23 protein-coding genes are annotated in these 26,219 nt (G+C 72.0%); 18 read left to right on the forward strand and 5 right to left on the reverse strand.

Going from position 1 to position 26,219, the window contains the following annotated elements:
• Positions 1–215: 215 nt before the first annotated feature.
• Positions 216–482, reverse strand: coding sequence for a 30S ribosomal protein S20 (rpsT, locus tag OOJ98_RS04535; protein ID WP_267053303.1), 267 nt, complete (start codon positions 480–482; stop codon positions 216–218).
• A gap of 227 nt (positions 483–709) precedes the next feature.
• On the opposite strand from rpsT, the gene lepA reads away from it, so the two are divergent.
• The 3 genes from lepA (at position 710) to hemW (ending at position 6,004) form a co-directional block, all read left to right on the forward strand.
• Positions 710–2,575, forward strand: coding sequence for a translation elongation factor 4 (gene lepA, locus OOJ98_RS04540; protein WP_267053304.1), 1,866 nt, complete (start codon positions 710–712; stop codon positions 2,573–2,575).
• Positions 2,576–2,820: 245 nt separating this feature from the next.
• Entirely contained in the window at positions 2,821–4,704 is a 1,884-nt protein-coding gene (locus OOJ98_RS04545; protein WP_267053305.1) for a long-chain fatty acid--CoA ligase, read from the forward strand.
• Between the two features lie 67 nt (positions 4,705–4,771).
• Complete coding sequence (gene hemW / locus OOJ98_RS04550) at positions 4,772–6,004, forward strand: radical SAM family heme chaperone HemW (RefSeq protein WP_267053306.1); 1,233 nt, start codon at positions 4,772–4,774, stop codon at positions 6,002–6,004.
• A 482-nt stretch (positions 6,005–6,486) separates the two neighbouring features.
• Here hemW and OOJ98_RS04555 read toward each other — a convergent pair whose 3' ends face one another.
• Both OOJ98_RS04555 and OOJ98_RS04560 read right to left on the reverse strand, forming a co-directional pair.
• Complete coding sequence (locus OOJ98_RS04555; protein WP_267053307.1) at positions 6,487–7,311, reverse strand: DUF3097 domain-containing protein; 825 nt, start codon at positions 7,309–7,311, stop codon at positions 6,487–6,489.
• A 26-nt stretch (positions 7,312–7,337) separates the two neighbouring features.
• Positions 7,338–8,060: an MBL fold metallo-hydrolase gene (locus OOJ98_RS04560; protein WP_267053308.1), complete on the reverse strand. Its 723-nt coding sequence runs from the start codon at positions 8,058–8,060 to the stop codon at positions 7,338–7,340.
• Positions 8,061–8,214: 154 nt separating this feature from the next.
• Here OOJ98_RS04560 and hrcA point away from each other — a divergent pair, with 154 nt between their 5' ends.
• The 8 genes from hrcA to OOJ98_RS04600 all read left to right on the forward strand — a co-directional run bounded on the left by hrcA (position 8,215) and on the right by OOJ98_RS04600 (position 15,708).
• Positions 8,215–9,234, forward strand: coding sequence for a heat-inducible transcriptional repressor HrcA (gene hrcA / locus OOJ98_RS04565; RefSeq protein WP_267053309.1), 1,020 nt, complete (start codon positions 8,215–8,217; stop codon positions 9,232–9,234).
• Positions 9,235–10,371 carry a molecular chaperone DnaJ gene (gene dnaJ, locus OOJ98_RS04570; RefSeq protein WP_267053310.1) on the forward strand — a complete coding sequence of 379 codons (1,137 nt, stop codon included), beginning with the start codon at positions 9,235–9,237 and terminating at the stop codon, positions 10,369–10,371.
• Positions 10,372–10,509: 138 nt separating this feature from the next.
• A complete protein-coding gene (locus OOJ98_RS04575) occupies positions 10,510–11,601 on the forward strand; it encodes a nitronate monooxygenase (RefSeq protein ID WP_267053311.1) in 1,092 nt (363 codons plus the stop codon).
• On the forward strand, positions 11,598–12,341 hold the full coding sequence (locus tag OOJ98_RS04580; protein WP_267053312.1) for a 16S rRNA (uracil(1498)-N(3))-methyltransferase: 744 nt from the start codon (positions 11,598–11,600) through the stop codon (positions 12,339–12,341). The genes OOJ98_RS04575 and OOJ98_RS04580 overlap by 4 nt, the downstream gene beginning before the upstream one ends.
• A gap of 315 nt (positions 12,342–12,656) precedes the next feature.
• Positions 12,657–13,205, forward strand: coding sequence for a hypothetical protein (locus OOJ98_RS04585; RefSeq protein ID WP_267053313.1), 549 nt, complete (start codon positions 12,657–12,659; stop codon positions 13,203–13,205).
• Between the two features lie 110 nt (positions 13,206–13,315).
• Positions 13,316–13,675, forward strand: coding sequence for a histidine triad nucleotide-binding protein (locus OOJ98_RS04590; RefSeq protein ID WP_267053314.1), 360 nt, complete (start codon positions 13,316–13,318; stop codon positions 13,673–13,675).
• Positions 13,676–13,732: 57 nt separating this feature from the next.
• A complete protein-coding gene (locus OOJ98_RS04595; RefSeq protein ID WP_267053315.1) occupies positions 13,733–14,644 on the forward strand; it encodes a ribonuclease Z in 912 nt (303 codons plus the stop codon).
• Between the two features lie 65 nt (positions 14,645–14,709).
• Positions 14,710–15,708, forward strand: coding sequence for an adenosine deaminase (locus tag OOJ98_RS04600; protein ID WP_267053316.1), 999 nt, complete (start codon positions 14,710–14,712; stop codon positions 15,706–15,708).
• A 370-nt stretch (positions 15,709–16,078) separates the two neighbouring features.
• Here OOJ98_RS04600 and OOJ98_RS04605 read toward each other — a convergent pair whose 3' ends face one another.
• The gene (locus OOJ98_RS04605) at positions 16,079–17,389 is read right to left on the reverse strand and encodes an MFS transporter (protein ID WP_267053317.1); all 1,311 of its coding nucleotides are present in this window, start codon (positions 17,387–17,389) and stop codon (positions 16,079–16,081) included.
• A 391-nt stretch (positions 17,390–17,780) separates the two neighbouring features.
• On the opposite strand from OOJ98_RS04605, the gene OOJ98_RS04610 reads away from it, so the two are divergent.
• The 6 genes from OOJ98_RS04610 (at position 17,781) to OOJ98_RS04635 (ending at position 23,694) form a co-directional block, all read left to right on the forward strand.
• On the forward strand, positions 17,781–19,061 hold the full coding sequence (locus tag OOJ98_RS04610) for a glucarate dehydratase family protein (protein ID WP_267055510.1): 1,281 nt from the start codon (positions 17,781–17,783) through the stop codon (positions 19,059–19,061).
• A gap of 59 nt (positions 19,062–19,120) precedes the next feature.
• The gene (locus OOJ98_RS04615; protein WP_267053318.1) at positions 19,121–20,332 is read left to right on the forward strand and encodes a carbohydrate kinase family protein; all 1,212 of its coding nucleotides are present in this window, start codon (positions 19,121–19,123) and stop codon (positions 20,330–20,332) included.
• Positions 20,333–20,491: 159 nt separating this feature from the next.
• Positions 20,492–21,532 (forward strand): PhoH family protein, encoded by a 1,041-nt coding sequence (locus tag OOJ98_RS04620; protein WP_267053319.1) that lies wholly within the window; start codon positions 20,492–20,494, stop codon positions 21,530–21,532.
• Between the two features lie 13 nt (positions 21,533–21,545).
• A complete protein-coding gene (gene ybeY, locus OOJ98_RS04625) occupies positions 21,546–22,049 on the forward strand; it encodes an rRNA maturation RNase YbeY (protein WP_267053320.1) in 504 nt (167 codons plus the stop codon).
• The gene (locus OOJ98_RS04630; protein ID WP_267053321.1) at positions 22,046–23,344 is read left to right on the forward strand and encodes a hemolysin family protein; all 1,299 of its coding nucleotides are present in this window, start codon (positions 22,046–22,048) and stop codon (positions 23,342–23,344) included. Before ybeY ends, OOJ98_RS04630 begins: the two co-directional genes overlap by 4 nt.
• A complete protein-coding gene (locus OOJ98_RS04635) occupies positions 23,341–23,694 on the forward strand; it encodes an MmcQ/YjbR family DNA-binding protein (protein ID WP_267053322.1) in 354 nt (117 codons plus the stop codon). Before OOJ98_RS04630 ends, OOJ98_RS04635 begins: the two co-directional genes overlap by 4 nt.
• A 57-nt stretch (positions 23,695–23,751) precedes the next feature.
• Here OOJ98_RS04635 and OOJ98_RS04640 read toward each other — a convergent pair whose 3' ends face one another.
• Positions 23,752–25,245, reverse strand: coding sequence for an MFS transporter (locus tag OOJ98_RS04640; RefSeq protein ID WP_267053323.1), 1,494 nt, complete (start codon positions 25,243–25,245; stop codon positions 23,752–23,754).
• 139 nt (positions 25,246–25,384) lie between these two features.
• On the opposite strand from OOJ98_RS04640, the gene OOJ98_RS04645 reads away from it, so the two are divergent.
• On the forward strand, positions 25,385–26,206 hold the full coding sequence (locus OOJ98_RS04645) for a helix-turn-helix transcriptional regulator (protein ID WP_267055511.1): 822 nt from the start codon (positions 25,385–25,387) through the stop codon (positions 26,204–26,206).
• Positions 26,207–26,219 lie beyond the last annotated feature (13 nt).

Raw genomic sequence — 26,219 nt, forward strand, 5'->3', positions numbered from 1 at the left:
CGGGCCGCACCGGGCGCACGCCGCGTCCGCACCACGACAGCACGAAGGCCCCGTCGCCTCCTGGGGAAGGAGGCGACGGGGCCTTCGCGTTGCTTTTCACTAGCACCGCGCCCGCGTGGCGAACGCGTCCGCGCGCGGCACTGGGGTGCCGTCGGGGAGCGGTAGAGGGGCCGCTTGATCCCGTCGGGCGGGTCGATCAGATGAAGCGGGGTGCGTCAGCCCTGGAGGCCGGCCACCTTGTGCGCCAGCGCCGACTTCTTGTTGGCGGCGGCGTTCTTGTGGATGACACCCTTCGAGACAGCCTTGTCCAGCTGACGCGAAGCGGCGCGGGTCGCAGCCGTGGCCTTCTCGACGTCGCCGGCGACGACAGCCTCGTTGGCCTTGCGGATGAAGGTGCGCAGGGAGGACTTGACGGACTTGTTGCGCAGGCGCGCCTTCTCGTTCGTCTTGTTCCGCTTGATCTGGGACTTGATGTTCGCCACGAAAGAGCCTTTGCAGGTTCGATGATTCGATCTTCGGTCGTGTCCTGCCGCCACAAGGGTGACGAGACACAGCTGTCCACGGTATCAGCCGCCCCCCGACCAGCCCAAACCGAGCACAGGCCCGCAGGCGTGGGACCATAGAGGCTGCTACTTACGTATTGAACCGTCGTCGACCCGAGACGAGGCGCCGCGATCAGACCCGCGGGCCTCAAGAATCAGGACCCTGCGTGCCCGCGACTCCTCCCAACGTGCCCGAGCCGAGCCGTACCGACCCGGCGCTGATCCGCAACTTCTGCATCATCGCCCACATCGACCACGGCAAGTCGACCCTTGCCGACCGGATGCTCCAGCTGACCGGCGTGGTCGACCAGCGGCAGATGCGCTCGCAGTACCTCGACCGCATGGACATCGAGCGCGAGCGCGGCATCACGATCAAGTCCCAGGCGGTCCGTCTGCCGTGGGCCCCCTCCGAGGGCCCCGACCAGGGCCGGGCCCACATCCTGAACATGATCGACACCCCGGGTCACGTGGACTTCACGTACGAGGTGTCGCGTTCGCTCGCCGCGTGCGAGGGCACCGTCCTGCTGGTGGACGCCGCCCAGGGCATCGAGGCGCAGACGCTGGCCAACCTGTACCTGGCCATGGAGAACGACCTCACCATCGTTCCCGTCCTCAACAAGATCGACCTGCCGGCCGCCCAGCCCGAGAAGTTCTCCGAGGAGCTCGCCAACCTCATCGGCTGCCAGCCCGAGGACGTGCTCAAGGTCTCGGCGAAGACCGGCGTCGGCGTGGACGCGCTCCTGAACCGCGTGGTGCGTGACGTGCCCGCCCCGGTCGGCGTGGCCGACGCGCCCGCCCGCGCGATGATCTTCGACTCGGTGTACGACTCCTACCGCGGCGTCGTCACCTATGTCCGGGTGGTCGACGGCCAGCTCAACAAGCGCGAGCGCATCCGCATGATGTCGACCGGCGCCACCCACGAGCTCCTGGAGATCGGCGTCTCGTCCCCGGAGATGACTCCGGCCGACGGCATCGGCGTCGGCGAGGTGGGCTACATCATCACCGGCGTGAAGGACGTCCGTCAGTCCAAGGTCGGTGACACCATCACCAGCCTGCACAACGGCGCGACCGACGCCCTCGGCGGCTACAAGGACCCGAAGCCGATGGTCTTCTCCGGTCTGTATCCGCTGGACGGCTCGGACTACCCGGACCTGCGCGAGGCCCTCGACAAGCTCCAGCTCAACGACGCCGCCCTGGTGTACGAGCCGGAGACCTCCGCCGCCCTCGGCTTCGGCTTCCGCGTCGGCTTCCTCGGCCTGCTCCACCTCGACGTGATCCGCGAGCGACTGGAGCGCGAGTTCAACCTCGACCTCATCGCCACCGCGCCCAACGTGGTGTACCGGGTCGTCCTGGAGGACGGCAAGGAGGTCACCGTCACCAACCCGAGCGAGTTCCCCGAGGGCAAGATCTCGGACGTGTACGAGCCGGTCGTGCGGGCCACCATCCTCGCCCCGTCGGAGTTCATCGGCTCGATCATGGAGCTGTGCCAGACCCGGCGCGGCACCCTGCTCGGCATGGACTACCTCTCCGAGGACCGCGTCGAGATCCGTTACACGCTGCCCCTCGCGGAGATCGTCTTCGACTTCTTCGACCAGCTGAAGTCCAAGACGCGCGGTTACGCCTCGCTCGACTACGAGCCCACCGGCGAGCAGGCCGCGAGCCTGGTCAAGGTCGACATCCTGCTCCACGGCGACAAGGTCGACGCCTTCTCGGCGGTCTGCCACAAGGACGCGGCCTACGCGTACGGCGTGCGCCTGGTCGCCAAGCTGCGCGAGCTGATCCCGCGCCAGGCCTTCGAGGTGCCCGTCCAGGCCGCGATCGGCTCCCGGGTCATCGCCCGCGAGACGATCCGCGCCATCCGCAAGGACGTCCTCGCCAAGTGCTACGGCGGCGACATCTCCCGCAAGCGCAAGCTGCTGGAGAAGCAGAAGGAAGGCAAGAAGCGCATGAAGATGGTGGGCTCCGTCGAGGTGCCCCAGGAGGCCTTCATCGCCGTGCTCTCCAGCGACGACTCGGGCGGCAAGAAGAAGTAGTACGCCCGGAGCACGCCCCTGATCACGGGCTCTTCGCACCATCGTCACAACGGACCCCCGGGCTTTCGCACGGGGGTCCGTTCGTTATGAAACCACTCTCCGTTGCCCCTTACGCGCCGGGCGACGGCGCTCTACTCTGATCACGCCCGATGGTTACTCGCCAGTTAAACAAGCGTCGGACACCAGCCACACTCGGACAACCAGCCAGTCGCGCAGCCTTGCCGCAGGCCAGCCCGGAGGACGTCGTGAGCGACACACAGACCTTGATCGAGAACCGGCCGCCGTCCGTGGCGACCCTCTTCGTCCAGCGCGTGGACGCGACGCCTGACGCGGAGGCCTACCGCTATCCGGTACCGGGTGCGGGCACCACCCCCGACGAGTGGAAGTCGCTGAGCTGGGCCCAGGCCGCCGAGCGGGTCTACGCCATCGCCGCGGGCCTGGCAGACCTCGGCGTCGGGGCCGAGGAGCGGGTCGCCCTCGCCTCCTCCACCCGCGTCGAGTGGATCCTGGCCGACCTCGGCGTGATGTGCGCCGGCGCCGCCACGACCACGATCTACCCCTCCACCAACGCCGAGGAGTCGGCGTTCATCCTGGCTGACTCCGAGAGCCGGGTCCTGATCGCGGAGGACGCCGCCCAGCTGGCCAAGGCCCGCGAGCGCCGCGCCGAGCTGCCGAACCTCCGCCACGTCGTGGTGATCGACCCGGCCGGTGCCGAGCCCGCCGACGGCGACCCCGAGGGCTGGGTGCTGAGCCTCGCCGACCTGGAGGCGCGCGGCGCCGCCCACCTGGAGAAGAACCCCGGCACGGTCAAGGAGCGGATCGCGGCCATCACCGCCGACCGCCTCGCCACCCTCATCTACACCTCCGGCACCACGGGCCGCCCCAAGGGCGTCCGGCTGCCGCACGACAACTGGTCCTACATGGCCAAGGCGATCGCGTCGACCGGCCTCATCACCGGCGAGGACGTCCAGTACCTCTGGCTGCCGCTCGCCCACGTCTTCGGCAAGGTGCTGACCTCCGGACAGATCGAGGTCGGTCACGTCACCGCGGTCGACGGCCGCATCGACAAGATCATCACCAATCTGCCGGTGGTCCAGCCCACCTACATGGCCGCCGTGCCGCGCATCTTCGAGAAGGTCTACAACGGCATCGCGGGCAAGGCCCGGGAGGGCGGCGGCGCCAAGTACAAGATCTTCCAGTGGGCGGCCGAGGTGGCCCGCGAGTACGCCAAGGTCAGCCAGGACAACTACCGCCGCACCGGCCGCTCCGGCGCGCCCTTCGCGCTCGCCGCCAAGCACAAGGTCGCCGACGCGCTGGTCTACAGCAAGATCCGCGAGGCGTTCGGCGGCCGGCTGAGGGCCTGCATCTCCGGCTCCGCCGCGCTCGCTCCGGACATCGGCTTCTTCTTCGCCGGCGCCGGCATCCACATCCTGGAGGGCTACGGCCTCACCGAGTCGTCCGCCGCGTCCTTCGTCAACCCGGGCGAGTCCTACCGCACCGGCACCGTCGGCAAGCCGCTGCCCGGCACAGAGGTGCGCATCGCGGACGACGGCGAGATCCTGCTGCGCGGCCCCGGCATCATGGAGGGCTACCACCAGCTGCCCGAGAAGACCGCCGAGGTCCTGGAGTCCGACGGCTGGTTCCACACCGGCGACATCGGCGAGCTGTCCGCCGACGGCTACCTGCGGATCACCGACCGCAAGAAGGACCTCATCAAGACCTCCGGCGGCAAGTACATCGCGCCGGCCGAGGTCGAGGGCCAGTTCAAGGCGGTCTGCCCGTTCGTCTCCAACATCCTGGTGCACGGCGCCGACCGGAACTTCTGCACCGCGCTCATCTCCCTCGACGAGCCCACCATCCTCGGCTGGGCCAAGGAGCAGGGCATCACCGGCTCGTACGCCGACGTGGTGGCGGCGCCGCAGACGGTGGAGATGGTCGAGGGCTATGTGAAGCGCCTCAACGAGGGGCTCCAGCGCTGGCAGACGATCAAGAAGTTCCGGCTGCTCCCGCGCGACCTCGACGTCGAGCACGGCGAGCTGACCCCCAGCCTCAAGCTGAAGCGGCCGGTGGTGGAGCGCGAGTACCGGGCGCTGATCGACGAGATGTACGCGGGGTCCCGGGAGGCCTGAGCGGGTGGAGGCGGGGCGGGCTCCCTCCGGGGGCCCGGCCGCTTCCGGCGTGCCGGACAATGGGGGCATGCCTTCCGTACTGCCCGATGGTGAGCCCATGCCCGAGGACGGGTCGCTGCCCCGCCACGCCCTGGAGGGCGCCGGGGAGCGGCCGCTCGGGTTCTATCTGCACGTGCCGTACTGCGCGACGCGCTGCGGCTACTGCGACTTCAACACGTACACGGCGAGCGAACTCGTCGGCAAGGGCGGTGTGCTGGCCTCCCGCGACAACTACGCGGACATGGTCGTCGAGGAGATCCGCCTCGCCCGCAAGGTGCTCGACGGTGACCCGCGCCCGGTGCGGACGGTGTTCGTCGGCGGCGGCACCCCGACCCTGCTCGCGGCGTCCGACCTCGTACGGATGCTGGCGGCGGTACGCGACGAATTCGGCCTCGCCGACGACGCGGAGGTGACGACCGAGGCGAACCCCGAGTCGGTGGACCCCGCGTACCTGGCGGAGCTGCGGGCCGGCGGGTTCAACCGGGTCTCCTTCGGCATGCAGAGCGCCCGGCAGCACGTCCTGAAGGTCCTCGACCGTACGCACACGCCGGGCCGCCCCGAGGCGTGCGTCGCCGAGGCGCGCGCGGCGGGGTTCGACCACGTCAACCTGGACCTCATCTACGGCACGCCGGGCGAGAGCGACGACGACTGGCGGGCCTCGCTGACCGCCGCCGTCGGCGCCGGGCCCGACCACATCAGCGCGTACGCCCTCATCGTCGAGGAGGGCACCCAGCTGGCCCGCCGTATCCGGCGGGGCGAGGTCCCGATGACGGACGACGACGAGCACGCGGACCGCTACCTCATCGCGGACGAGGTGCTGGGGGCGGCGGGCTACTCCTGGTACGAGGTCTCCAACTGGGCGACCACGGAGGCCGGCCGCTGCCTGCACAACGAGCTGTACTGGCGCGGGGCGGACTGGTGGGGGGCCGGGCCGGGCGCCCACAGCCACGTGGGCGGGGTGCGGTGGTGGAACGTGAAGCACCCGGGTGCGTATGCCGCCGCGCTGGCGGGTGGCCGCTCGCCCGGTGCCGGGCGGGAGCTGCTGTCCGCGGAGGACCGCCGGGTGGAGCGCATCCTCCTGGAGCTGCGGCTCCGCGAGGGGTGCCCGCTGAGCCTGCTGCGGCCGGCGGGGCTGTCCGCGGCGCGGGGCGCGGTGGGGGCCGGGCTGCTGTCGGAGTCCGCCTTCGCGGCGGGGCGGGCGGTTCTGACTCTGCGGGGGCGGCTGCTTGCCGATGCGGTCGTCCGGGACCTGGTCGACTGAGCGAACGGTGCGGCTTCCGGGTACGCCCGCGCAGTTCCCCGCGCCCCTGGGTGGGCTGCCCCTTGGCAGGGTGGCCCGCCTCGGCATCCCTCACCCTTTGGCAGGGCGCCCGGCATCGGCATTCCTCACCCTTGGCAGGGCGCCCGGCATCGGCATCCCTCCCCCTTGGCAGGGTGCCCGGTCTAGGCATCTTCAGCCGGTCCGGCGTTTGAGGACGAGCGCCCTTAAGGCGCGAACGGGGTCTGGGGCGGAGCCCCAGGAATCTGTACCTCAGCCGATTCCTAACCCCCGGAGGGTTTCGGGAAGGGGTGGGGTGGGGCATCCCCCGGGGCCTGGGGCGGAGCCCCAGCAACCCCGCCTTACGTCTGCGGACCGTGCTGGGGCACCCGCGCAGTTCCCCGCGCCCCTAAAGACGTAGGCACCCGGCGTCGAGCGGTCGCGCTCTGTAGGGCACCCGGCGTCGAGCGGTCGCGCGTGGTCGGTCAGGGGGCGGTGACGAAGTCGATCAGGTGCTCCACGGAGCCGAGCAGGGACGGGTCCAGGTCGCGATAGGACCGCACGCCCGACAGGATCCGCTGCCACGCCGCCCCCGTGTTCTCGGGCCACCCCAGCGCCCGGCACACCCCCGTCTTCCAGTCCTGCCCCCGCGGCACCACCGGCCACCCCGCGATCCCCACCGACGCCGGCTTCACCGCCTCCCACACGTCGATGTAGGGGTGCCCGACGACCAGCACGTCCGGATGGTTCACGGACGCGGCGATGCGGGACTCCTTCGAGCCCGGCACCAGGTGGTCCACCAGGACACCGAGCCGCGCGTCCGGCCCGGGGGCGAACTCGGCGACGATCGCCGGAAGGTCGTCGATGCCCTCCAGGTACTCCACGACGACGCCCTCGATCCGCAGGTCGTCGCCCCACACCCGCTCCACGAGCTCCGCGTCGTGCCGGCCCTCGACGTAGATCCGGCCGGCACGGGCGACCCGCGCCCGCGCCCCGGGCACGGCCACCGAGCCGGACGCGGTGCGGGAGGGGCGTACCGGCGCGGGCGCGGCGGCCGAGGGGCGTACCAGCGTGACGACCCGGCCTTCGAGCAGGAAGCCGCGCGGCTCCATCGGGAAGACCCGGTGTTTGCCGAAGCGGTCCTCCAGGGTGACCGTCGGCCCCTGCGCCGTCTTCTCGCAGCGGATCACCGCCCCGCAGAACCCCGTGGACACCTCCTCGACCACGAGATCGGTCTCGGCGGCCACCTCCGGAGCGGGCGCCTGCTTCTTCTTCCACGGCGGGGTGAGATCGGGGCTGTAGCTGCGCATGCGTCAGACGATACGGGCGGCCGCCGCTACGACACGCCGAATCTGACGGCGAGTTGGTCACGCTGGGCGCGTACGAAGGCGGCGTCCACCACGGCCCCGTGACCCGGCACGTACAGCGCCTGCTCGCCGCCCAGCGCGAGCAGCCGGTCGAGGGCGTCGGGCCAGCGCGCGGGCACCGCGTCGGGGCCGGCCTGCGGTTCGCCCGACTCCTCCACCAGGTCGCCGCAGAAGACGATCTCCCGCGACCCCGGGCCCGCGGGGACGAGCGCCACCAGATCGTGCCCGCTGTGCCCCGGCCCCACATTGGCGAGCAGCACTTGGCGGCCGCCCAGGTCGAGCGTCCATTCGCCGGACACCGCGTGGTGCGGAAGCACCAGAAGGTCCGCCGCCTCGGCCGCGTCCCGCTCGGACACCCCCTCCCGCACCGCGTCCGCACGGATCTCGTCGCGGGCGAGGGCACGCTCGATGCCGACGGCCCCGTACACCTCGGCCCCGGAGAAGGCCGCCGTGCCGAGGACGTGGTCGAAATGGGGATGGCTGAGCGCGATATGGGTCACACGGCGGCCGAAGAGCGCCTCGGCCTGCGCCCGCAGTTCGGCGCCCTCGCGCAGCGTCGCGCCGGTGTCGTAGAGGAAAAGCGAGTCCTCTCCGGCGATCAGTCCGGCCGTCGCGTCCCAGCCCGGCAGGCGTCTGCGCCCGACCCCGGCACCGAGCCGCTCCCAGCCGAACCCTTCCCAACTGACGTCCATGACGCGACGCTATCCGCAATCGAGGGGCGACGCGCACGGTAGCGTGGTCGGCCGCCCTTGCTAGGGGTGCACCGGTCGGCCGTACACTGACCGGGGGATTGCTGGCACTCGAACACAGTGAGTGCCAAACGGACGGCAACTGGAGGTGTGCGCGATGCTCAGTGAACGCAGGCTCGAGGTGCTGCGCGCCATCGTCCAGGACTACGTCGGCACCGAGGAGCCGGTGGGCTCCAAGGCCCTGACCGAGCGGCACGCGCTCGGCGTCTCCCCGGCGACCGTGCGCAACGACATGGCCGTCCTGGAGGAGGAGGGCTTCATCGCCCAGCCCCACACCAGCGCCGGCCGCATCCCGACCGACAAGGGCTACCGGCTCTTCGTCGACCGGCTCGCGGGCGTCAAGCCCCTGTCGTCGCCGGAGCGCCGCGCCATCCAGAACTTCCTGGACAGCGCGGTCGACCTGGACGACGTCGTGGCCCGCACGGTACGGCTGCTCGCGCAGCTGACCCGGCAGGTGGCGGTCGTCCAGTACCCGTCGCTGACCCGGTCCACCGTGCGGCACGTGGAGCTCCTCTCGCTCGCGGCGGCCCGGCTGATGCTGGTGCTGATCACGGACACCGGCCGGGTCGAGCAGCGCATGGTCGACTGCCCGGCGCCGTTCGGCGAGACCGCGCTCGCGGACCTGCGGGCCCGGCTCAACGCACGGGTGGTGGGGCGCCGCTTCGCGGACGTGCCGCAGCTCGTGCAGGACCTGCCGGAGTCCTTTGAACCGGAGGACCGGGGAACCGTCACGACGGTCCTCGCCACCCTCCTCGAAACCCTGGTCGAAGAGACCGAGGAGCGGCTGATGATCGGCGGCACCGCCAATCTCACCCGCTTCGGACACGACTTCCCGCTGACCATCAGGCCGGTGCTGGAAGCACTTGAGGAGCAGGTCGTGCTCCTCAAGCTGCTCGGCGAGGCCAAGGAATCGGGCATGACCGTACGCATCGGGCACGAGAACAACGCCCATGAAGGACTGAACTCCACGTCCGTCGTCTCGGTCGGCTACGGTTCCGGCGGCGAGGCGGTCGCCAAACTCGGCGTGGTCGGACCGACCCGCATGGATTACCCCGGAACGATGGGAGCGGTACGCGCAGTGGCACGTTACGTCGGACAGATCCTGGCGGAGTCGTAAGTGGCCACGGACTACTACGCCGTACTCGGCGTGCGCCGCGACGCATCACAGGACGAGATCAAGAAGGCGTTCCGGCGCCTCGCACGCGAACTCCACCCGGATGTGAATCCGGATCCGAAGACGCAGGAGCGCTTCAAGGAGATCAACGCCGCGTACGAGGTCCTGTCGGACCCGCAGAAGAAGCAGGTCTACGACCTCGGCGGGGACCCGCTGTCGTCGTCGGGCGGCGGCGGAGCCGGCGGCTTCGGCGCGGGCGGCTTCGGCAACTTCTCGGACATCATGGACGCCTTCTTCGGCACGGCATCGCAGCGCGGACCGCGCTCGCGGACCCGCCGCGGCCAGGACGCCATGATCCGCCTGGAGATCGACCTCAACGAGGCGGCCTTCGGCACCACCAAGGAGATCCAGGTCGACACCGCCGTGGTGTGCACGACCTGTTCGGGCGAGGGCGCGGCCCCCGGCACCTCCGCGCAGACCTGTGACATGTGTCGCGGTCGCGGCGAGGTGTCCCAGGTCACCCGCTCCTTCCTCGGTCAGGTCATGACCTCGCGGCCCTGCCCCCAGTGTCAGGGCTTCGGCACCGTCGTCCCCACCCCGTGCCCGGAGTGCGCCGGCGACGGCCGCATCCGCTCGCGGCGCACCCTCACCGTGAAGATCCCGGCCGGTGTCGACAACGGCACCCGGATCCAGCTCGCGGGCGAGGGCGAGGTCGGCCCGGGTGGCGGCCCCGCGGGCGACCTGTACGTGGAGATCCACGAGCTGCCGCACGACGTGTTCCAGCGCCGTGGCGACGACCTGCACTGCACGGTCACCATCCCCATGACGGCGGCGTCGCTCGGCACCAAGGTGCCGCTCCAGACGCTCGACGGCATGGAGGACGTGGACATCCGTCCGGGCAGCCAGTCCGGCCAGTCCATCCCGCTGCACGGCCGCGGCATCACGCATCTGCGCGGCGGCGGGCGCGGCGACCTCATCGTGCACGTCGAGGTCCTGACGCCGAGCAAGCTCGACCCGCAGCAGGAGGACCTCCTGCGCCAGCTGGCGAAGCTGCGCGGCGAGGAACGGCCCACGGGCCAGTTCCAGCCGGGCCAGCAGGGCCTGTTCTCCCGTCTGAAGGACGCGTTCAACGGGCGCTGAAACGGACGCTGAGCCGCGACAAGGGGGCTACGGGGGGCGACCCCCGGGGCCCCCTTTCCCGCTCCGGCGGCCCGGGTCGCCCACCCCGGCAGGGGAGGGCGATTCGGCGCGGGAGCAACACCGTGGCACGATGCGAGCATGGCTTTGACCGATCTCTGCCGGTATCCGATCGTGCAGGCGCCCATGGCGGGCGGCGCCTCCGGTCCGGCGCTGGCCGCGGCCGTCTCCGAGGCCGGAGGGCTCGGATTCCTGGCCGCCGGGTACAAGACCGCCGACGGCATGTACCAGGAGATCAAGCAGGTGCGCGGCCTCACCGGCCAGCCCTTCGGTGTCAACCTGTTCATGCCGCAGGAGCCGCACACGGACCCGGCCGCGATCGAGGTCTACCGCCACCAGCTCGCGGGCGAGTCGACCTGGTACGACACCCCGCTCGGCGACCCCGACACCGGGGGCGACGACAACTACGAGGCCAAGCTCGCCATTCTGCGCGAGGACCCGGTGCCGGTCGTCTCGTTCACCTTCGGCTGCCCCGAGCGCTCCGTCATCGACGCGTTCGCGAAGGTCGGCACGTACACGATCGTCACGGTGACGACGCCGCAGGAGGCGCAGGCCGCGCAGTGGGCGGGCGCGGACGCGGTGTGTGTGCAGGGCATCGAGGCGGGCGGCCACCAGGGCACCTACCGCGACGACCCCCAGACCGGCGGAGCGGGCCTCGGACTGCTCTCGCTGATCACTCTCGTACGCGAGAGCGTCCAGCTCCCGATCGTCGCGGCGGGCGGCCTGATGCGCGGCGCCCAGATCGCGGCGGTGCTCGCGGCGGGCGCGGACGCGGCGCAGCTGGGCACGGCGTTCCTCGCGTGCCCCGAGTCCGGCGCGAACGTCCTGCACAAGCAGGCCCTGACCAACCCGCTCTTCGTGCGTACGGAGGTGACGCGGGCGTTCTCCGGGCGGCCCGCCCGGGGCCTGGTGAACCGCTTCATGCGCGAGCACGGCCCGTACGCCCCCGCCGCCTACCCCCAGGTGCACCAGATCACCTCGGGCCTGCGCAAGGCCGCCGCCGCGGCCGGCGACCCCCAGGGCATGGCGCTCTGGGCGGGCCAGGGCCACCGGCTGGCCCGCGAGCTCCCGGCGGCCCGGCTCGTGGAGGTCCTGGCCCTGGAACTCGACGACGCGGCGGCCGAGTTGACCGCGAACCTGCAGCAGCTGAAGAACAAGAGGAGCACGTCATGACCGCCCCGGTCTTCGTCGTCGATTCGGTGCCGGGCGGCGGCGAGTACGTCCTGGACGGCGCGGAGGGCCGGCACGCGGTCTCCGTCAAGCGGCTGCGCCCCGACGAGGAGGTCACCCTCACCGACGGCGCCGGGAACTGGGCGGACGCGGTCGTCGTGGCCGCCGAGGGCAAGGACCGCCTGACCGTACGGGTCACCGCGTGCGCGAGCGAGGCCCAGCCCGCGGTACGGATCACCGTGGTGCAGGCGCTGCCCAAGGGCGACCGGGGGGAGGTCGCCGTGGAGACGATGACCGAGACCGGTGTCGACGTGATCGTGCCGTGGCAGGCGGGGCGCTGCATCACCCAGTGGAAGGGCGAGCGCGGCGCCAAGTCCCTGGCGAAATGGCGCAGTACGGCCCGCGAGGCCGGGAAGCAGTCACGCCGCGTCCGCTTCCCGGACGTGCGGGACGCCCTGACCACGAAGCAGGTCGCGGCCCTGCTGGCCGAGGCGGACCTGGCGGTCGTCCTGCACGAGGACCGCGACGTGGCGTCGGCCGCGCTGGCCACGGCGGACCTCCCCGCGACCGGAGAGATCGTCCTGGTGGTGGGCCCCGAGGGCGGGGTCTCCCCGGACGAACTGTCCGCCTTCGCCGCGGCGGGCGCGAAGCCGCACCGCCTGGGCGGGAGCGTGCTCCGCACGTCGACGGCGGGCACGGTGGCGGCGGCGCTCCTGATGACCCGAACAGGCCGCTGGTCCTGACCCCGGGGCTCTGCCCCAGACCCCGGTTCGCGCGTCGACCCACCGGTCCGCAGGCGAAGGCGGGGTTTGCTGGGGCTCCGCCCCAGACCCCGTTCGCGCCTGAAGGGCGCTCGTCCTCAATCGCCGGACGGGCTGGGTATGCCGATGCTGGGCATGCTGCCAAGGCCAACCCCGATAGGGGCGCGGGGAACTGCGCGAACGGTCGTCCGCGGCCCGCAGGGGGCAATGCTGCAGGGGCGGAGCCCGGGGTTCGGGTGGGTGGGATGGCCGCAAGAGGGCTTCCGCACCCGGCACCGCGGTGGCACCCTGACGGCCATGGGGGCCAAGAGGTCACACCGCATCCCGCGCCGCACCGCACTCGTGCCGGCCGCACTCGTACCCGCGCTCGCCCTCGCCGTCGCGGGCCTCACCGCCTGTGACCCCGTCGGCGGGCTCAACTCCGCCGCCGTCGCGCTCACCACGGAGCAGGCCGCCACCACCGAGCTGGAGCACCACCACGTCGACATCAAGTGGCTGACCTGTCACGCCGACCTCAACCGCGGTGCGAGCGCGACGCCTTCGGCCGCCGCCACCACGAAGGACGTCGCCGACGTGGACTGCCAGGGCGAGACCAAGGACGGCAGGGCGATCACCGTCAAGGGAAAGGTCACCCAGGAGGTCGAGGGCCGCTGCGTGAAGGGCGACCTGACGGCCAAGGTGGCCGGGAAGACCGTCTTCCGCTCCTCCGTCCTGGGCGACTGCGACGCACCCGCCCCCACCACGCCCGGCCGCACGACCTCCCACCCGGGCGGCGGCCCCACGGCCGCGGTCACGGTCACGGTGACGGCCACCGTGACCGTCACCGAGTCCTTCCGCGGCAAATAGGCCGCCCCCGCCCCGCCCGCGACCCGCCCCGGCCGGAACCGGAGCCGCCCTCCCGAACGCGTTGAGTAGCATGCGGTTACCTGATCAACGCGACCAAGGAGGACCGGACCGTGGCCGGAGAGCCGCAGGCCGACTGCCTGTTCTGCAAAATCGTCTCGGGCGACGTCCCGGCGACCGTCGTGCGCGAGACCGGGACGACGGTGGCGTTCCGGGACATCAACCCCCAGGCCCCCACCCACGTCCTGGTCATCCCCAAGGTCCACCACCCGGACGCCGCCTCGCTCGCTGCCGCCGAGCCGGCGATCCTCGCGGACGTCGTACGGGAGGCCGGCGAGGTCGCCCGGCAGGAGGGCGCCGACCAAAGCGGCTACCGGCTCGTGTTCAACACCGGCAGCGGCGCGGGCCAGACCGTCTTCCACGCGCACGTGCACGTGCTGGGCGGCCGCGGCCTCCAGTGGCCCCCCGGATAACGACCCGTACCGCCCCGCAGCGCCACCCCCGCATCCCGCACAGCAAGGCAACTCACCGTGTCCGTACGTGAATTGGTGGTGCTCGGCACCGCGAGCCAGGTGCCCACCCGGCACCGCAACCACAACGGCTACCTGCTGCGCTGGGACGGCGAGGGCATCCTCTTCGACCCCGGCGAGGGCACGCAGCGCCAGATGCTGCGGGCCGGGGTCGCCGCGCACGACATCAACCGGATCTGCGTCACGCACTTCCACGGCGACCACTCGCTCGGCCTGGCCGGGGTGATCCAGCGGATCAACCTCGACCGGGTCCCGCACCCCGTCACCGCGCACTACCCGCTCAGCGGCGAGCACTTCTTCGAGCGGCTGCGGTACGCCACCGCCTACCGCGAGTCCGTCCGGCTGGGCCAGGAGCCGGTCGCGGGCGACGGGGCGGTGCTGGCCGCGACGGCCTCGTACACCCTGGACGCCCGCCGTCTCTCGCACCCCGTCGAGTCGTACGGCTACCGGCTGGTCGAGCCCGACGGCCGCCGCATACTGCCCGAACTGCTCGCCGAGCGCGGCATCGCGGGCCCCGACGTGGGGCGCCTCCAGCGCGAGGGCGAGCTGAACGGTGTCACCCTTGACGACGTCAGCGAGGTCCGGCGCGGTCAGCGGTTCGCGTTCGTCATGGACACCCGTCTGTGCGCGGGCGTCAACGAACTCGCGCAGGGCTGCGACATGCTGGTCATCGAGTCGACGTTCCTGGACGGGGACATCCAACTCGCCACCGATCACGGCCACTTGACGGCAGGCCAGGCCGCCGCGGTGGCCCGTGACGCGGGCGTGCGCCATCTGGTCCTCACCCACTTCTCGCAGCGGTACGCGGATCCCGAGGAGTTCGAGCGGCAGGCCCGTGCCGCCGGGTACGAGGGCGAGCTGACCGTCGCCGCCGACCTGATCCGGGTCCCGCTGCCCAAACGCGCGGCGTAGGCCCGCCGGGCCGGCACCACCACCCCACCGCACGCCCTTCACGCACCACCGCAAGGAATCCCCCCATGCCCATCCCCAAGGCCGAACTCCACCTCCACATCGAAGGCACCCTCGAACCCGAGCTGGCCTTCGAACTCGCCGCGCGCAACGGCGTCGAGCTGCCGTACGCCGACACCGAGGAGCTGCGCGAGGCGTACAGCTTCGACGACCTCCAGTCCTTCCTGAACCTGTACTACTCGCTGATGCGGGTCCTGCGCACCGAGGACGACTTCGCGGCGCTCGCCGACGCGTATCTGGCGCGGGCCGCCGCGCAGGGCGTGCGGCACGCCGAGATCTTCTTCGACCCGCAGGCGCACATCGCGCGGGGCGTCCCGATGGGCACGGTGGTGGAGGGCCTGGGGCGGGCCCTGGCCACGAGCGAGGAGCGCCACGGGGTGTCGACCCGGCTCATCATGTGTTTCCTGCGCGACGAGTCGGCGGAGTCGGCGCTGCTCACGCTGGAGGCGGCGCGGCCCTACCTGGACCGGATCACGGGCATCGGGCTCGATTCGGCGGAGGTCGGCCATCCGCCGGCCAAGTTCCGCGCGGTGTACGAGGCGGCGGCCGCCCTCGGGCTGCGCAGGGTCGCGCACGCGGGCGAGGAGGGGCCGCCGGCGTACATCACCGAGGCGCTCGACGTGCTCGGTGTGGAGCGGATCGACCACGGCCTGCGCGCCTTGGAGGACCCGGCGCTGGTGGCCCGCCTGGTCCGGGACCGCGTCCCGCTGACGCTGTGCCCGCTGTCGAACGTACGGCTGCGTGCGGTCGAGGCGCTGGAGGACCATCCGCTGCGGGCGATGATGGACGCGGGGCTGGTGTGCACGGTCAACTCCGACGATCCGGCGTATTTCGGGGGGTACGCCGACGATACGTTGCTCGCGGTGCGGGGGGCGTTGGGGCTTGAGCGGGAGCGGGTGCGGGAGTTGGCGCGGAACTCGTTCGTGGCGTCGTTCCTCGAGGACGACGAGCCGCGCCGGGCGCGGTACCTGAGCGAGGTCGACGCGTACACCTTCCCGGAGTCGTAACCCCGCCGGGGCTTGTCCGCGCAGTTCCCCGCGTCCCTGAACTGCTCGACCCCGGCCCATGCGGGCCACCCAGCCGGTTCGGCGTTTGAGGACGAGCGCCCTTCAGGCGCGGACGGGGTCTGGGGCGGAGCCCCAGGGGCCCGGCTGCGGACCGTGCCCGCTTCCCGCGCAGTTCCCCGCGCCCCTGGCGGTACCGGTGCCGGGCGGCGTGGACAGCAGCAGCCCCCGCGCCCCTGGCGGTACCGGTGCCGGGCGGCGTGGACAGCAGCAGCCCCCGCGCCCCTGGCGGTACCGGTGCCGGGCGGCATGGACAGCCTCAGCCCACGCCGCCCCGCCCCCCGGAGGGGAGGGGCGGGGCGGGGAGAGGGGGCTACGACGCCAGGACCTTGCGGCGGCGTCTCGCGCGGGAGGCGATCGGGATCTCCGCGACCTCCTGCTCCGGCACCCCGATCTGCGGGAGCAGCGCCGCGGACGCCCCGGCCCGGCCCGCGACGACCGCCGCCGGCGTACCACCGCGGCGCCGGATCGACCCCGGCACCAGCGGCCGCCCGGACGTGTGCACCGCCACCGCGCTGAGCGGCGCCGCGATGAGCAGCAGCAGCGCGCACAGCACGTACCCCATGCCGCTGTACCCCGCGTACTGCGAGAGCAGGCTGCCCGTGAGTGGCCCGCAGGCCACCCCGAGCGAGGACGCCGACCCGGCGAGGACCGCCCAGCGGCCGTGCGGGTCGAGCGAGGCGGAGAGTCCGATGAGGTAGGACAGGACCACCGGGTAGAAGACATTCCACAGGATCTCGCCGCTCGCGAAGGAGAGGAGGCCCCGCGCGGACGAACTCGCCACGATGCACGCCGCGATGACCGCCGTGCCCGCCCCGATCGGCACCGCCCGCCCGAGCCGCGCGCCGAGCGCACCCGCGCCGAGCACGCCGAGCAGCCCCGCGCCGAGCCCGGCCGCGAAGACCATGCCGACGGTGACCTCGCTGAGGCCGGCCTGGGTGAGGCCGATCCGCCCGCTGACGCCCCACAGCGCGTTCTGCGCCAGTGACCAGCAGAGCATCGTCGCGGCGAGGACCGTGCCGGAGCGCCGGTGAGGAAGCCGGACGCCGGGCGCGGCGCCGGCGCTCTCCACCGGCCTGCCCGACCCGTACGCGCCCGGAAGGAACCGCGTGGTGGGCCACACGAGCGCCGCGACGACCGCGATCGCGGCGAGCGGGGTGGCGTGGCCGCCGCCGAGATGAGGGATGGTCAGGTAGAGCGCGCCGGCCGTCGCGGAGACCGAGAGCAGGCCGAGCGTGGAGGCGCGGTGCGGATCGCGCTGGGCGGCGATGCCGGCCGCCGCGACCGCCGTGGCGGTGCCGGAGCCGAGCCCGCCGACGACCGCGCCGGCCACGACGAGCGGGATCAGGGTGGTGAGCGCGGCGGCTCCGTACCCGGTGACCGCGAGGAGCAGCCCCAGTCTGGCGAGCCGGCGCGGTCCGTGCCGCTCGACCCGCGAGGCGAGCGTGAAACCGGCGGTCGCCGAGCTCAACAGGAGGGTGGAGCCGACGAGTCCGGCTTCGGCGGGGGAGAGTCCGAGGCCGGCCGAGAGACGGCCGACGACGGTGGGAAGGAGGTACGCGGCGAGGTAACCGGCGGTGAAGACGGCGACCAGAGGCCAGGCGGCACGAGGGCGTGCGGACATGGGCGTTCCAAGGAACAGTGCCCGTGGGGCAGGGAGGTCAAAGAGGGGGGAGGCGCCCGGTGTTGTACGGGAACGCGGGCCCAATTTGTATCAAGCGCCCGGAGCGCGCGAAAAGCCGGAACGACGTGATCTGGGTCACGTTTCGTTTGGCCGGGGAACGGGCGGGTAAACGGGCGAATTCCGTTCGGGGAGGGGCGGGTTGGGGGCGCTCGGCGGCGCGTGGATCCTTGACGCCCTCTCGTTCACATATCTAGTCTCTATTTGCATTGATGGACGGCATTGGTGGACGGGCTACTGCGAAGAAGGTTGGGCCGTGCAGGGATCAGAGGGATCGCAGGAATCAGAGGGATCGCAGGGCGCGCACGGAGCGCGCGGGGCGCGGACGCGGCGGATCGCCGAGGTGCGGCTCACCCCCGTTCTGGTCGCCGACCCCCCGCTGCTCAACGTCCAGGGCGTGCACCAGCCGTACACGCCCCGCCTGATCGTCGAGGTCGTCACGGCCGGCGGCGTCGTCGGGATCGGCGAGACGTACGGCGACACGAAATACCTCGAACTCGCCCGGCCCTACGCCGCCGCCCTGACCGGCCACGACGTCGCCGACCTCAACGGACTGTTCACGTTGATGAACGGCATCGCGGTCGACGACTCCCGGATCGACCACGCGGTCGACGTCGGCGGGCTGCGCGGCGCCCAGACCGCCGACAAGCTGCGCCTGTCCGTCGTCTCCGCCTTCGAGGTCGCCTGCCTCGACGCGCTCGGCACGATCCGGGACGTACCGGTCCACACCCTGCTCGGCGGCAAGGTCCGCGACTCCGTCGAGTACAGCGCCTATCTCTTCTACCGCTGGGCCGAACACCCGGGCGGCGCGGGCGAGAAGGACGAGTGGGGCGCGGCCCTCGACCCCGCCGGGATCGTGGCGCAGGCCCGCCGCTTCGTGGACGCGTACGGCTTCCGCTCCTTCAAGCTCAAGGGCGGTGTCCTCCCGCCCGAGCAGGAGGTCGCCGCGGTCCGGGCCCTCGCCGCCGCCTTCCCCGGCCACCCGCTCCGGCTCGACCCCAACGGCGGCTGGACCCCGGCGACCTCGCTGCGCGTCGCCGCCGAACTCGGTGACGTACTGGAGTACCTGGAGGACCCGGCGCCGGGCACCGCCGCGATGGCCGAGGTCTCCCGGGGCACGGCGGTACCGCTCGCCACCAACATGTGCGTGACGACGTTCCCCGAGATCCGCGAGGCGTTCCTGAGCGACGCCGTCCAGGTCGTCCTGTCCGACCACCACTACTGGGGCGGGCTGCGCAACACCCGTGAACTCGCCGCGATCTGCCGGACGTTCGGCGTCGGCCTCTCCATGCACTCCAACACGCACCTGGGGATCAGCCTCGCCGCGATGACGCACGTCGCCGCGACCGTCCCCAACCTCGACTACGCCTGCGACAGCCACTACCCGTGGCAGACCGAGGACGTGATCACCGCCCGGCACGAGTTCCACGCGGGGCGCCTGACCGTGTCGGACGCGCCCGGCCTCGGCGTGCGGCTCGACCGCGCCGAACTGGCCCGGCTGCACCGGCGCTGGCTGGAGGACGACGGCGCCCTGCGCGACCGCGACGACGCGGCCGCGATGCGGCGGGCACCGGGGCACGAGGGGTGGACGACGCCGGCGCTGCCGCGCTGGTAGCGGGGCTCCTCGCGTCCATCGGGCAGACTTGCCGGATCAGTACGCGAACGGAGCCCACCGTGACGACACCACCCAGCAGAGAGCAGCCGCCGCACCCCGAGCACCACGAGCCCCAGCGGCCCTGTCCGGACGGCTCGCCCGACCCCGCCGAGCGCAACCCCCGGCGCCACACCTCCGGCGCCGAGCCGCGCCCCTCCGCCCGGCTCGACCCGCTCGACGGGCTCCGCGACCCCCGCGACCCGCCCTGCGACGTCTTCCTCACCGGCACGGTCTTCCTCGACATCATCTTCACCGGCCTCGACTCGGCGCCGGTGCGCGGCACCGAGTCCTGGGCGCGCGGCATGGGGTCGAGCCCGGGTGGCGTCGCCAACATGGCCACCGCGCTCGCCCGCCTCGGCCTGCACACCTCCCTCGCGGCGGCGTTCGGCGACGACCACTACGGCGACTACTGCTGGGACGCGCTGGAACAGGGCGAGGGCATCGACCTGTCGCCGTCGCACACCGTGCCCGGCTGGCACTCCCCGGTCACCGTCTCCATGGCGTACGAGGGCGAACGCACCATGGTCACCCACGGCCACGACGCGCCCCACGAACTGTCCGCGCCCAACTGCCCGCCCCGGGCCCGTGCCGCAGTCGCCTCCCTCGTGCCGGGGCGGCGCGAGGGCTGGATCGCGGACGCGGCGCGCTCCGGCGCGCGCATCTTCGCCGACGTCGGCTGGGACGACACGGGCCGCTGGGACCTGGCCGGGCTCGAAGAGCTCGAACACTGCGAGGCGTTCCTGCCCAACGCGGCCGAGGCGATGCGCTACACCCGCACCGACTGCCCCCGCGCCGCGGCCCGCGCGCTCGCCGAGAAGGTGCCGCTCGCGGTGGTGACGCTGGGCCCGGAGGGGGCGTACGCGGTGGACGGCGCGACCGGGGAGACCGCGGACGTCCCGGCCATCGAGGTGGAGGCCCTCGACCCCACCGGGGCGGGCGACGTCTTCGTGGCGGGCTTCGTCACCGGCACCCTCGCCGGCTGGCCGCTCGCCGACCGCCTCGCCTTCGCGGGGCTCACCGCCGCCCTGTCGGTCCAGGAGTTCGGCGGGTCCCTCTCGGCGCCGGGGTGGGCGGAGATCGCGAGCTGGTGGGAGCGGGTGCGCACCCTGGAGAACCAGGACCCGGCGGCCCTGCGCCGCTACGCCTTCCTCTCCGACCTGCTGCCCGGTGCCGCCCGGACCTGGCCGCTGCGCCGGGCCCTGCCCACCCTGGGCTTCCGGCCCCCGGCCTGACCCGGGGCCGGAAGGCCGCGGTGGCCGGGGCCGGGGGCGCACCAGGGGCGGAAAACCTCTCGGCGGCATGCGCGCCACGTCGTACGCTTGATATCCCAGAGGCTCTCGAACAGCGGGGGCCCTGCAACGGGAGGTATGTGCAGGCCACCCGGCCGGCCCATGACGCAGACACCCACACACCCGCAGGCGCACGCCCAGATCACCATCCCGGCCAAGCACCCCATGGTGACCGTCCTGGGTTCGAGCGACTCCCTGCTGCGCGTGATCGAGAAGGCCTTCCCGTCGGCCGACATCCACGTACGGGGCAATGAGATCAGCGCCGTGGGAGACGCGACGGAAGTCGCCCTCGTTCAGCGACTGTTCGACGAGATGTTGCTGGTGCCCCGCACCGGACAGCCGATGACGGAGGACGCAGTGGAACGCTCGGTCGCCATGCTCCGCGCGAGCAACGGAACCAACGGGGACGTGCAGGGCGAGACACCCGCCGAGGTGCTCACCCAGAACATCCTCTCCAACCGCGGCCGCACCATCCGCCCCAAGACCCTCAACCAGAAGCGGTACGTCGACGCGATCGACAAGCACACGATCGTCTTCGGCATCGGCCCCGCAGGCACCGGCAAGACGTACCTCGCCATGGCCAAGGCGGTCCAGGCCCTGCAGTCCAAGCAGGTCACCCGGATCATCCTGACCCGGCCCGCCGTCGAGGCCGGCGAGCGCCTCGGCTTCCTGCCCGGCACGCTCTACGAGAAGATCGACCCGTACCTGCGCCCGCTCTACGACGCCCTGCACGACATGCTCGACCCCGAGTCGATCCCGCGTCTGATGGCGGCCGGCACCATCGAGGTCGCCCCCCTGGCGTACATGCGCGGCCGCACCCTCAACGACGCGTTCATCATCCTCGACGAGGCGCAGAACACCAGCGCCGAACAGATGAAGATGTTCCTCACCCGGCTCGGCTTCGACTCGAAGATCGTCATCACCGGTGACGTCACCCAGGTCGACCTGCCGGGCGGCACCAAGAGCGGTCTGCGCCAGGTCCAGGACATCCTGGACGGCGTCGAGGACGTGCACTTCTCCCGGCTCACCTCGCAGGATGTCGTCCGGCACAAGCTCGTCGGCCGTATCGTCGACGCGTACGAGCAGTACGACAGCCGCCAGGACCAGACCCAGACGGGTCGGCGCGGCCGAAACGGGAAGTAGAGCAGAGCGCACCATGTCGATCGACGTCAACAACGAGTCCGGAACCGAGGTCGACGAGCAGGCGATCCTCGACATCGCCCGCTACGCCCTCACACGGATGCGGATCCACCCGCTCTCCGAGCTCTCGGTGATCGTCGTGGACGACGAGGCCATGGAGCAGCTGCACATCCAGTGGATGGACCTGCCGGGCCCCACCGACGTCATGTCCTTCCCGATGGACGAGCTGCGGCCGCCGGCCAAGGACGACGAGGCGGCGGAGCCCCCGCAGGGGCTCCTCGGCGACATCGTGCTCTGCCCCGAGGTCGCCAAGAGGCAGGGCGAGGAAGCCGAGACGCAGCACTCCATGGACGAGGAGCTCCAGCTCCTCACCGTCCACGGGGTGCTGCACCTGCTCGGCTACGACCACGAGGAGCCGGACGAGAAGGCCGAGATGTTCGGCCTCCAGGCGGCCATCGTCGACGGCTGGCGCGCGGAGAAGGGCCTCACCGGTCCCTCCCCGGCGCCGACCGTCTCATGACCGGGCAGCTCATCGCCGGTGCCGTCGCGCTGGTCGTCGTCGCCTGGCTCGCCGCCTGCGCCGAGGCCGGCCTCGCCCGCGTCTCCTCCTTCCGCGCCGCCGAGGCGGTCCGCACCGGCCGGCGCGGCAGCGCCAGACTCGCGCAGATCGCCGCCGACCCCACGCGCTACCTGAACGTGGCGCTGCTCGTCCGCGTCGCCTGCGAGATGGCGGCCGGCGTCCTCGTCACCTACGTCTGCCTCGACGAGTTCGGCGAGACGTGGGCGGCGCTGCTCGTCGCCATCGCGGTGATGGTGCTCGTCTCCTACGTCGCCGTCGGCGTCTCGCCGCGCACCATCGGCCGCCAGCACCCCCTGAACACCGCGACGGCCGCCGCGTACGTCCTGCTGCCGCTCGCCAGGATCATGGGGCCGATCCCGCAGCTCCTGATCCTCCTCGGCAACGCGCTCACGCCCGGAAAGGGCTTCCGCAAGGGGCCGTTCGCCTCCGAGGCCGAACTGCGCGCGATGGTCGACCTCGCCGAGGCGGAGTCCCTCATCGAGGACGACGAGCGCCGCATGGTCCACTCGGTGTTCGAGCTCGGCGACACCCTGGTGCGCGAAGTCATGGTGCCGCGCACCGACCTCGTCTGCATCGAGCGCTACAAGACGATCCGCCAGGCCCTCACCCTCGCCCTGCGCTCCGGTTTCTCCCGGATCCCGGTGACCGGCGAGAACGAGGACGACATCGTCGGGATCGTCTATCTGAAGGACCTGGTCCGCAAGACGCACATCAACCGGGACTCCGAGGCCGACCTCGTCTCCACCGCGATGCGGCCCGCCGCGTTCGTGCCCGACACCAAGAACGCCGGCGACCTGCTGCGCGAGATGCAGCAGCAGCGCAGCCACGTCGCGGTCGTCATCGACGAGTACGGCGGCACCGCCGGCATCGTCACCATCGAGGACATCCTGGAGGAGATCGTCGGCGAGATCACCGACGAGTACGACCGTGAACTGCCGCCCGTCACCGAGCTGGAGGACGGCTGCTTCCGGGTCACCGCCCGGCTCGACATCGGCGACCTGGGCGAACTGTTCGGGTTCGACGAGTTCGACGACGAGGACGTCGAGACGGTGGGCGGACTGCTCGCCAAGTCGCTCGGCCGGGTCCCGATCGCGGGCGCCTCCGCCGTCGTGGAACTGCCCGACGCGCGCCGGCTGCGGCTCACCGCCGAATCCCCGGCCGGCCGCCGCAACAAGATCGTCACCGTGCTCGTGGAGCCGTCCAAGGACGACGGGGACGAGGAGGGAGCGGCATGAATCCGAAGCAACTGCGCGCGTTCTGCCTGGAGTTCAACGCGGCGACCGAGGAGTTCCCGTTCAACCCGGAGACCTCCGTCTTCAAGGTGCTCGGCAAGGTCTTCGCGCTCACCGCGCTCGATTCCGAGCCGCTCACCGTCAACCTCAAGTGCGACCCCGACGAGGCGGTCCGGCTCCGCGAGGAACACCCCGCGATCGTGCCGGGCTGGCACATGAACAAACGCCACTGGAACACCGTGAACACGGCGGAGCTCCCGGACCGCATGGTCCGGGAGCTCATCGAGGACTCGTACGACCTGGTCGTCGCCGGCCTGCCCAAGGCCGAGCGGCTCCGGCTCGACCGGGCCTGAACCCCGGACCCCGAAGCCGCACCGGACGGCGCGGACCCGGCCCGGCCGCGGCGGGCACTAGGCCTTGCCGCGGCCGACGCCGAGACCGACCGCGACCAGGGCCGCCGCCGCGACCACGAGGCCCGCGTCGATCGCCAGCACCGTACGCACCCCGTCGAACAGCGAGGACTGCGTGGTGGCGAGCACCCCGAGCAGCGGGATGCCCACGGTCAGGCCGACCTGCTGGGTGGTGGTGACGAGCCCCGTCGCGAGGCCCTGCTCCTCGTCCGGGACACCACTGGTCGCGGTCACGCCGTACGAGATGATCGCGCCGAGGTGGCACATGCTGGCCAGCGAGACGGCGACGGTGGCGAGCAGGGCGCCCGAGTGGCTGCCGAGGCCGAGCAGCGCCCCGATGAACACGCCCTGGCCGAGCAGCGAGCCGGCCAGGACCCGCCGGGAGCCGAAGCGGCCGATGAGCCGGGCCGCGTACGTACCGGCGAGGGCCGACGCGATGCCCTGGATGCCGAAGACCAGGCCGGTCTCGAAGGACGAGAGACCCAGGGTCTCCTGGAGGTAGAGGGTCAGGACGAAGACGACCGTCGACATCATCGAGAAGGTGACGAGGCCGCCCAGGTTGCCCCAGGCCACCGAGCGGCGCTTCAGCATCGGCAGCGAGACCAGCGGCGCCTCGGCCCTCGACTCGACGACGACGAACGCGGCGAGCAGGGCGAGGCCCACGACCAGGGTGCCCCACACGTCGGCGCCGCCGAAGCCGCGCTGGGCCGCCGTCGACAGGGAGTAGATCAGCGCGAGCAGACCACCGGTGACGGTGACGGCGCCGGGCACGTCGAGGCGCGGCCGCTCCGGGGTGCGGGACTCGGGCAGCAGACCCGGGGCGAGCGCCAGGACGACCGCCGCGAACGCGACGAGCAGGCCCATCGTGGAGCGCCAGCCGAGCGTGTCGGTCATGACACCGCCGAGCACCATGCCGATGGTGAAGCCGAGCGAGAGCAGCGTGCCGGAGATGCCGAGCGCCTTGTCGCGCTGCGGGCCCTCGGGGAACGTCGTGGTCAGCAGGGACATGCCGGTCGGCACGATGACGGCCGCGCCGAGCCCCTGCAGGGCGCGCCCGGTCAGGAACGACACCGGGTCCCAGGCGAGGGTGGCCAGCAGCGAGGCCGTGCCGAACAGGGCCAGACCCGTCAGGAACAGCTTCTTGCGGCCGAAGAGGTCCGCGATCCGGCCGAACAGGAGCAGGAAGCCGCCCGAGGGCAGGGCGAAGGCGGTGACCGCCCACTGCAGCGCGGACCGGCTCAGGCCGAGGTCCTTGCCGAGGGCCGGCAGCGCCACGTTCAGCACGGAGAAGTCGAGCGCCACCATGAACTGGGCGGCGCAGAGCACGAACAGGACCAGCTTGGCCCGGCCGCTGAGGCGGGCGTCCGCGGGGGACGCCGGGCTGCCGGCCGGGGTGCTCGCCGGGGTGGTGGGGGAGAGGGGGGAAGAGGGGGAGGGGGCCGGGCCGGTGGGCCCGGTGACTGCCGTCACCGTCGTCGTCGTATCGATCGCCATGGCCCTACCTTCGCGGCCCGGGAATGCCCGTGGAGAGTGGGAACTTATCCTGTTGGTGGCACCACCAGGCAGCCGGCAGGGGGAGTTCGTGGCTACACCGATCGACAAGCGACGCCGCAGTGAACTGCGCGAGTTCTTGATGAGCAGGCGGGCGCGGATCACGCCCACGCAGGCGGGGCTGCCCGACGGCGGGGCCCGCCGCCGCACCCCGGGGCTCCGCCGCGAGGAGGTCGCCGTGCTGGCCGGGGTCGGCGTCTCCTGGTACCAGTGGCTGGAGCAGGGCCGCGACATCACGGTCTCCCCGCAGGTACTGGACTCGGTGGGCCGGGTGCTCCGGCTGACCAGCGCCGAGCGCCGCCACCTGTACGTCCTGGCCGGGCTCAACCCGCCCGCCCCGGAGGTCGACCCGGCCAACGTCGACATGTGCCACGGGCTGCAGCGCCTCATCGACGCCTGGATGCCGTTCCCCGCGCACATCATGGACGCGTACTGGAACACCGTCATGTACAACGACGCGGCCGCGCTGGTCCTCGGGATGCGCCCCGAGATCGTGCAGAACTGCCTGATCGCGTTCTTCACCGACCCCATCTACCGCGAGCGCGCCAAGCAGTGGGAGGAGATCGCCTGCACCGTCGTGGCGCAGTTCCGGGCGGCCTGTTCGGAGCGGCCCGACGACGAGGGGTTCCAGGCGGTCGTCGAGCAGGCAAGGGAGCTGAGCCCGGAGTTCGTGGAGCTGTGGGAGCGGCGCGATGTCCAGCCCGGAGGGCAGCTCCGCAAGGAGATCGTGCATCCGGCGGTCGGCGCGCTGCACGTGGAGTCGACGCAGCTGCGCGTCCCGGCCCGCCCGGACCTGGTGATCGTGCTGCACACCCCGCTGCCGAACACCGGCACGGCCGAGAAACTGGAGTGGCTGACCTCGCCGGAGGGCCGGCGCGGGTCGATGTACCCGATCGCGGGCTGAGCCGCCGGTCGGC

The organism is Streptomyces sp. NBC_00083, assembly GCF_026343295.1.
GTDB lineage: Bacteria > Actinomycetota > Actinomycetes > Streptomycetales > Streptomycetaceae > Streptomyces.

Bases quoted from the DNA above. Each gene is read 5' to 3' on its own strand.
- OOJ98_RS04560 (WP_267053308.1), bottom strand. From the start codon at position 8,060: ATGGACGTCAGTTGGGAAGGGTTCGGCTGGGAGCGGCTCGGTGCCGGG.
- OOJ98_RS04630 (WP_267053321.1), top strand. From the start codon at position 22,046: ATGACCGGGCAGCTCATCGCCGGTGCCGTCGCGCTGGTCGTCGTCGCC.
- OOJ98_RS04640 (WP_267053323.1), bottom strand. From the start codon at position 25,245: ATGGCGATCGATACGACGACGACGGTGACGGCAGTCACCGGGCCCACC.
- OOJ98_RS04585 (WP_267053313.1), top strand. From the start codon at position 12,657: ATGGGGGCCAAGAGGTCACACCGCATCCCGCGCCGCACCGCACTCGTG.
- OOJ98_RS04635 (WP_267053322.1), top strand. From the start codon at position 23,341: ATGAATCCGAAGCAACTGCGCGCGTTCTGCCTGGAGTTCAACGCGGCG.
- OOJ98_RS04575 (WP_267053311.1), top strand. From the start codon at position 10,510: ATGGCTTTGACCGATCTCTGCCGGTATCCGATCGTGCAGGCGCCCATG.
- OOJ98_RS04555 (WP_267053307.1), bottom strand. From the start codon at position 7,311: ATGCGCAGCTACAGCCCCGATCTCACCCCGCCGTGGAAGAAGAAGCAG.
- hrcA (WP_267053309.1), top strand. From the start codon at position 8,215: ATGCTCAGTGAACGCAGGCTCGAGGTGCTGCGCGCCATCGTCCAGGAC.
- OOJ98_RS04600 (WP_267053316.1), top strand. From the start codon at position 14,710: ATGCCCATCCCCAAGGCCGAACTCCACCTCCACATCGAAGGCACCCTC.
- OOJ98_RS04620 (WP_267053319.1), top strand. From the start codon at position 20,492: ATGACGCAGACACCCACACACCCGCAGGCGCACGCCCAGATCACCATC.
- OOJ98_RS04605 (WP_267053317.1), bottom strand. From the start codon at position 17,389: ATGTCCGCACGCCCTCGTGCCGCCTGGCCTCTGGTCGCCGTCTTCACC.
- OOJ98_RS04580 (WP_267053312.1), top strand. From the start codon at position 11,598: ATGACCGCCCCGGTCTTCGTCGTCGATTCGGTGCCGGGCGGCGGCGAG.
- ybeY (WP_267053320.1), top strand. From the start codon at position 21,546: ATGTCGATCGACGTCAACAACGAGTCCGGAACCGAGGTCGACGAGCAG.
- OOJ98_RS04645 (WP_267055511.1), top strand. From the start codon at position 25,385: ATGAGCAGGCGGGCGCGGATCACGCCCACGCAGGCGGGGCTGCCCGAC.
- hemW (WP_267053306.1), top strand. From the start codon at position 4,772: ATGCCTTCCGTACTGCCCGATGGTGAGCCCATGCCCGAGGACGGGTCG.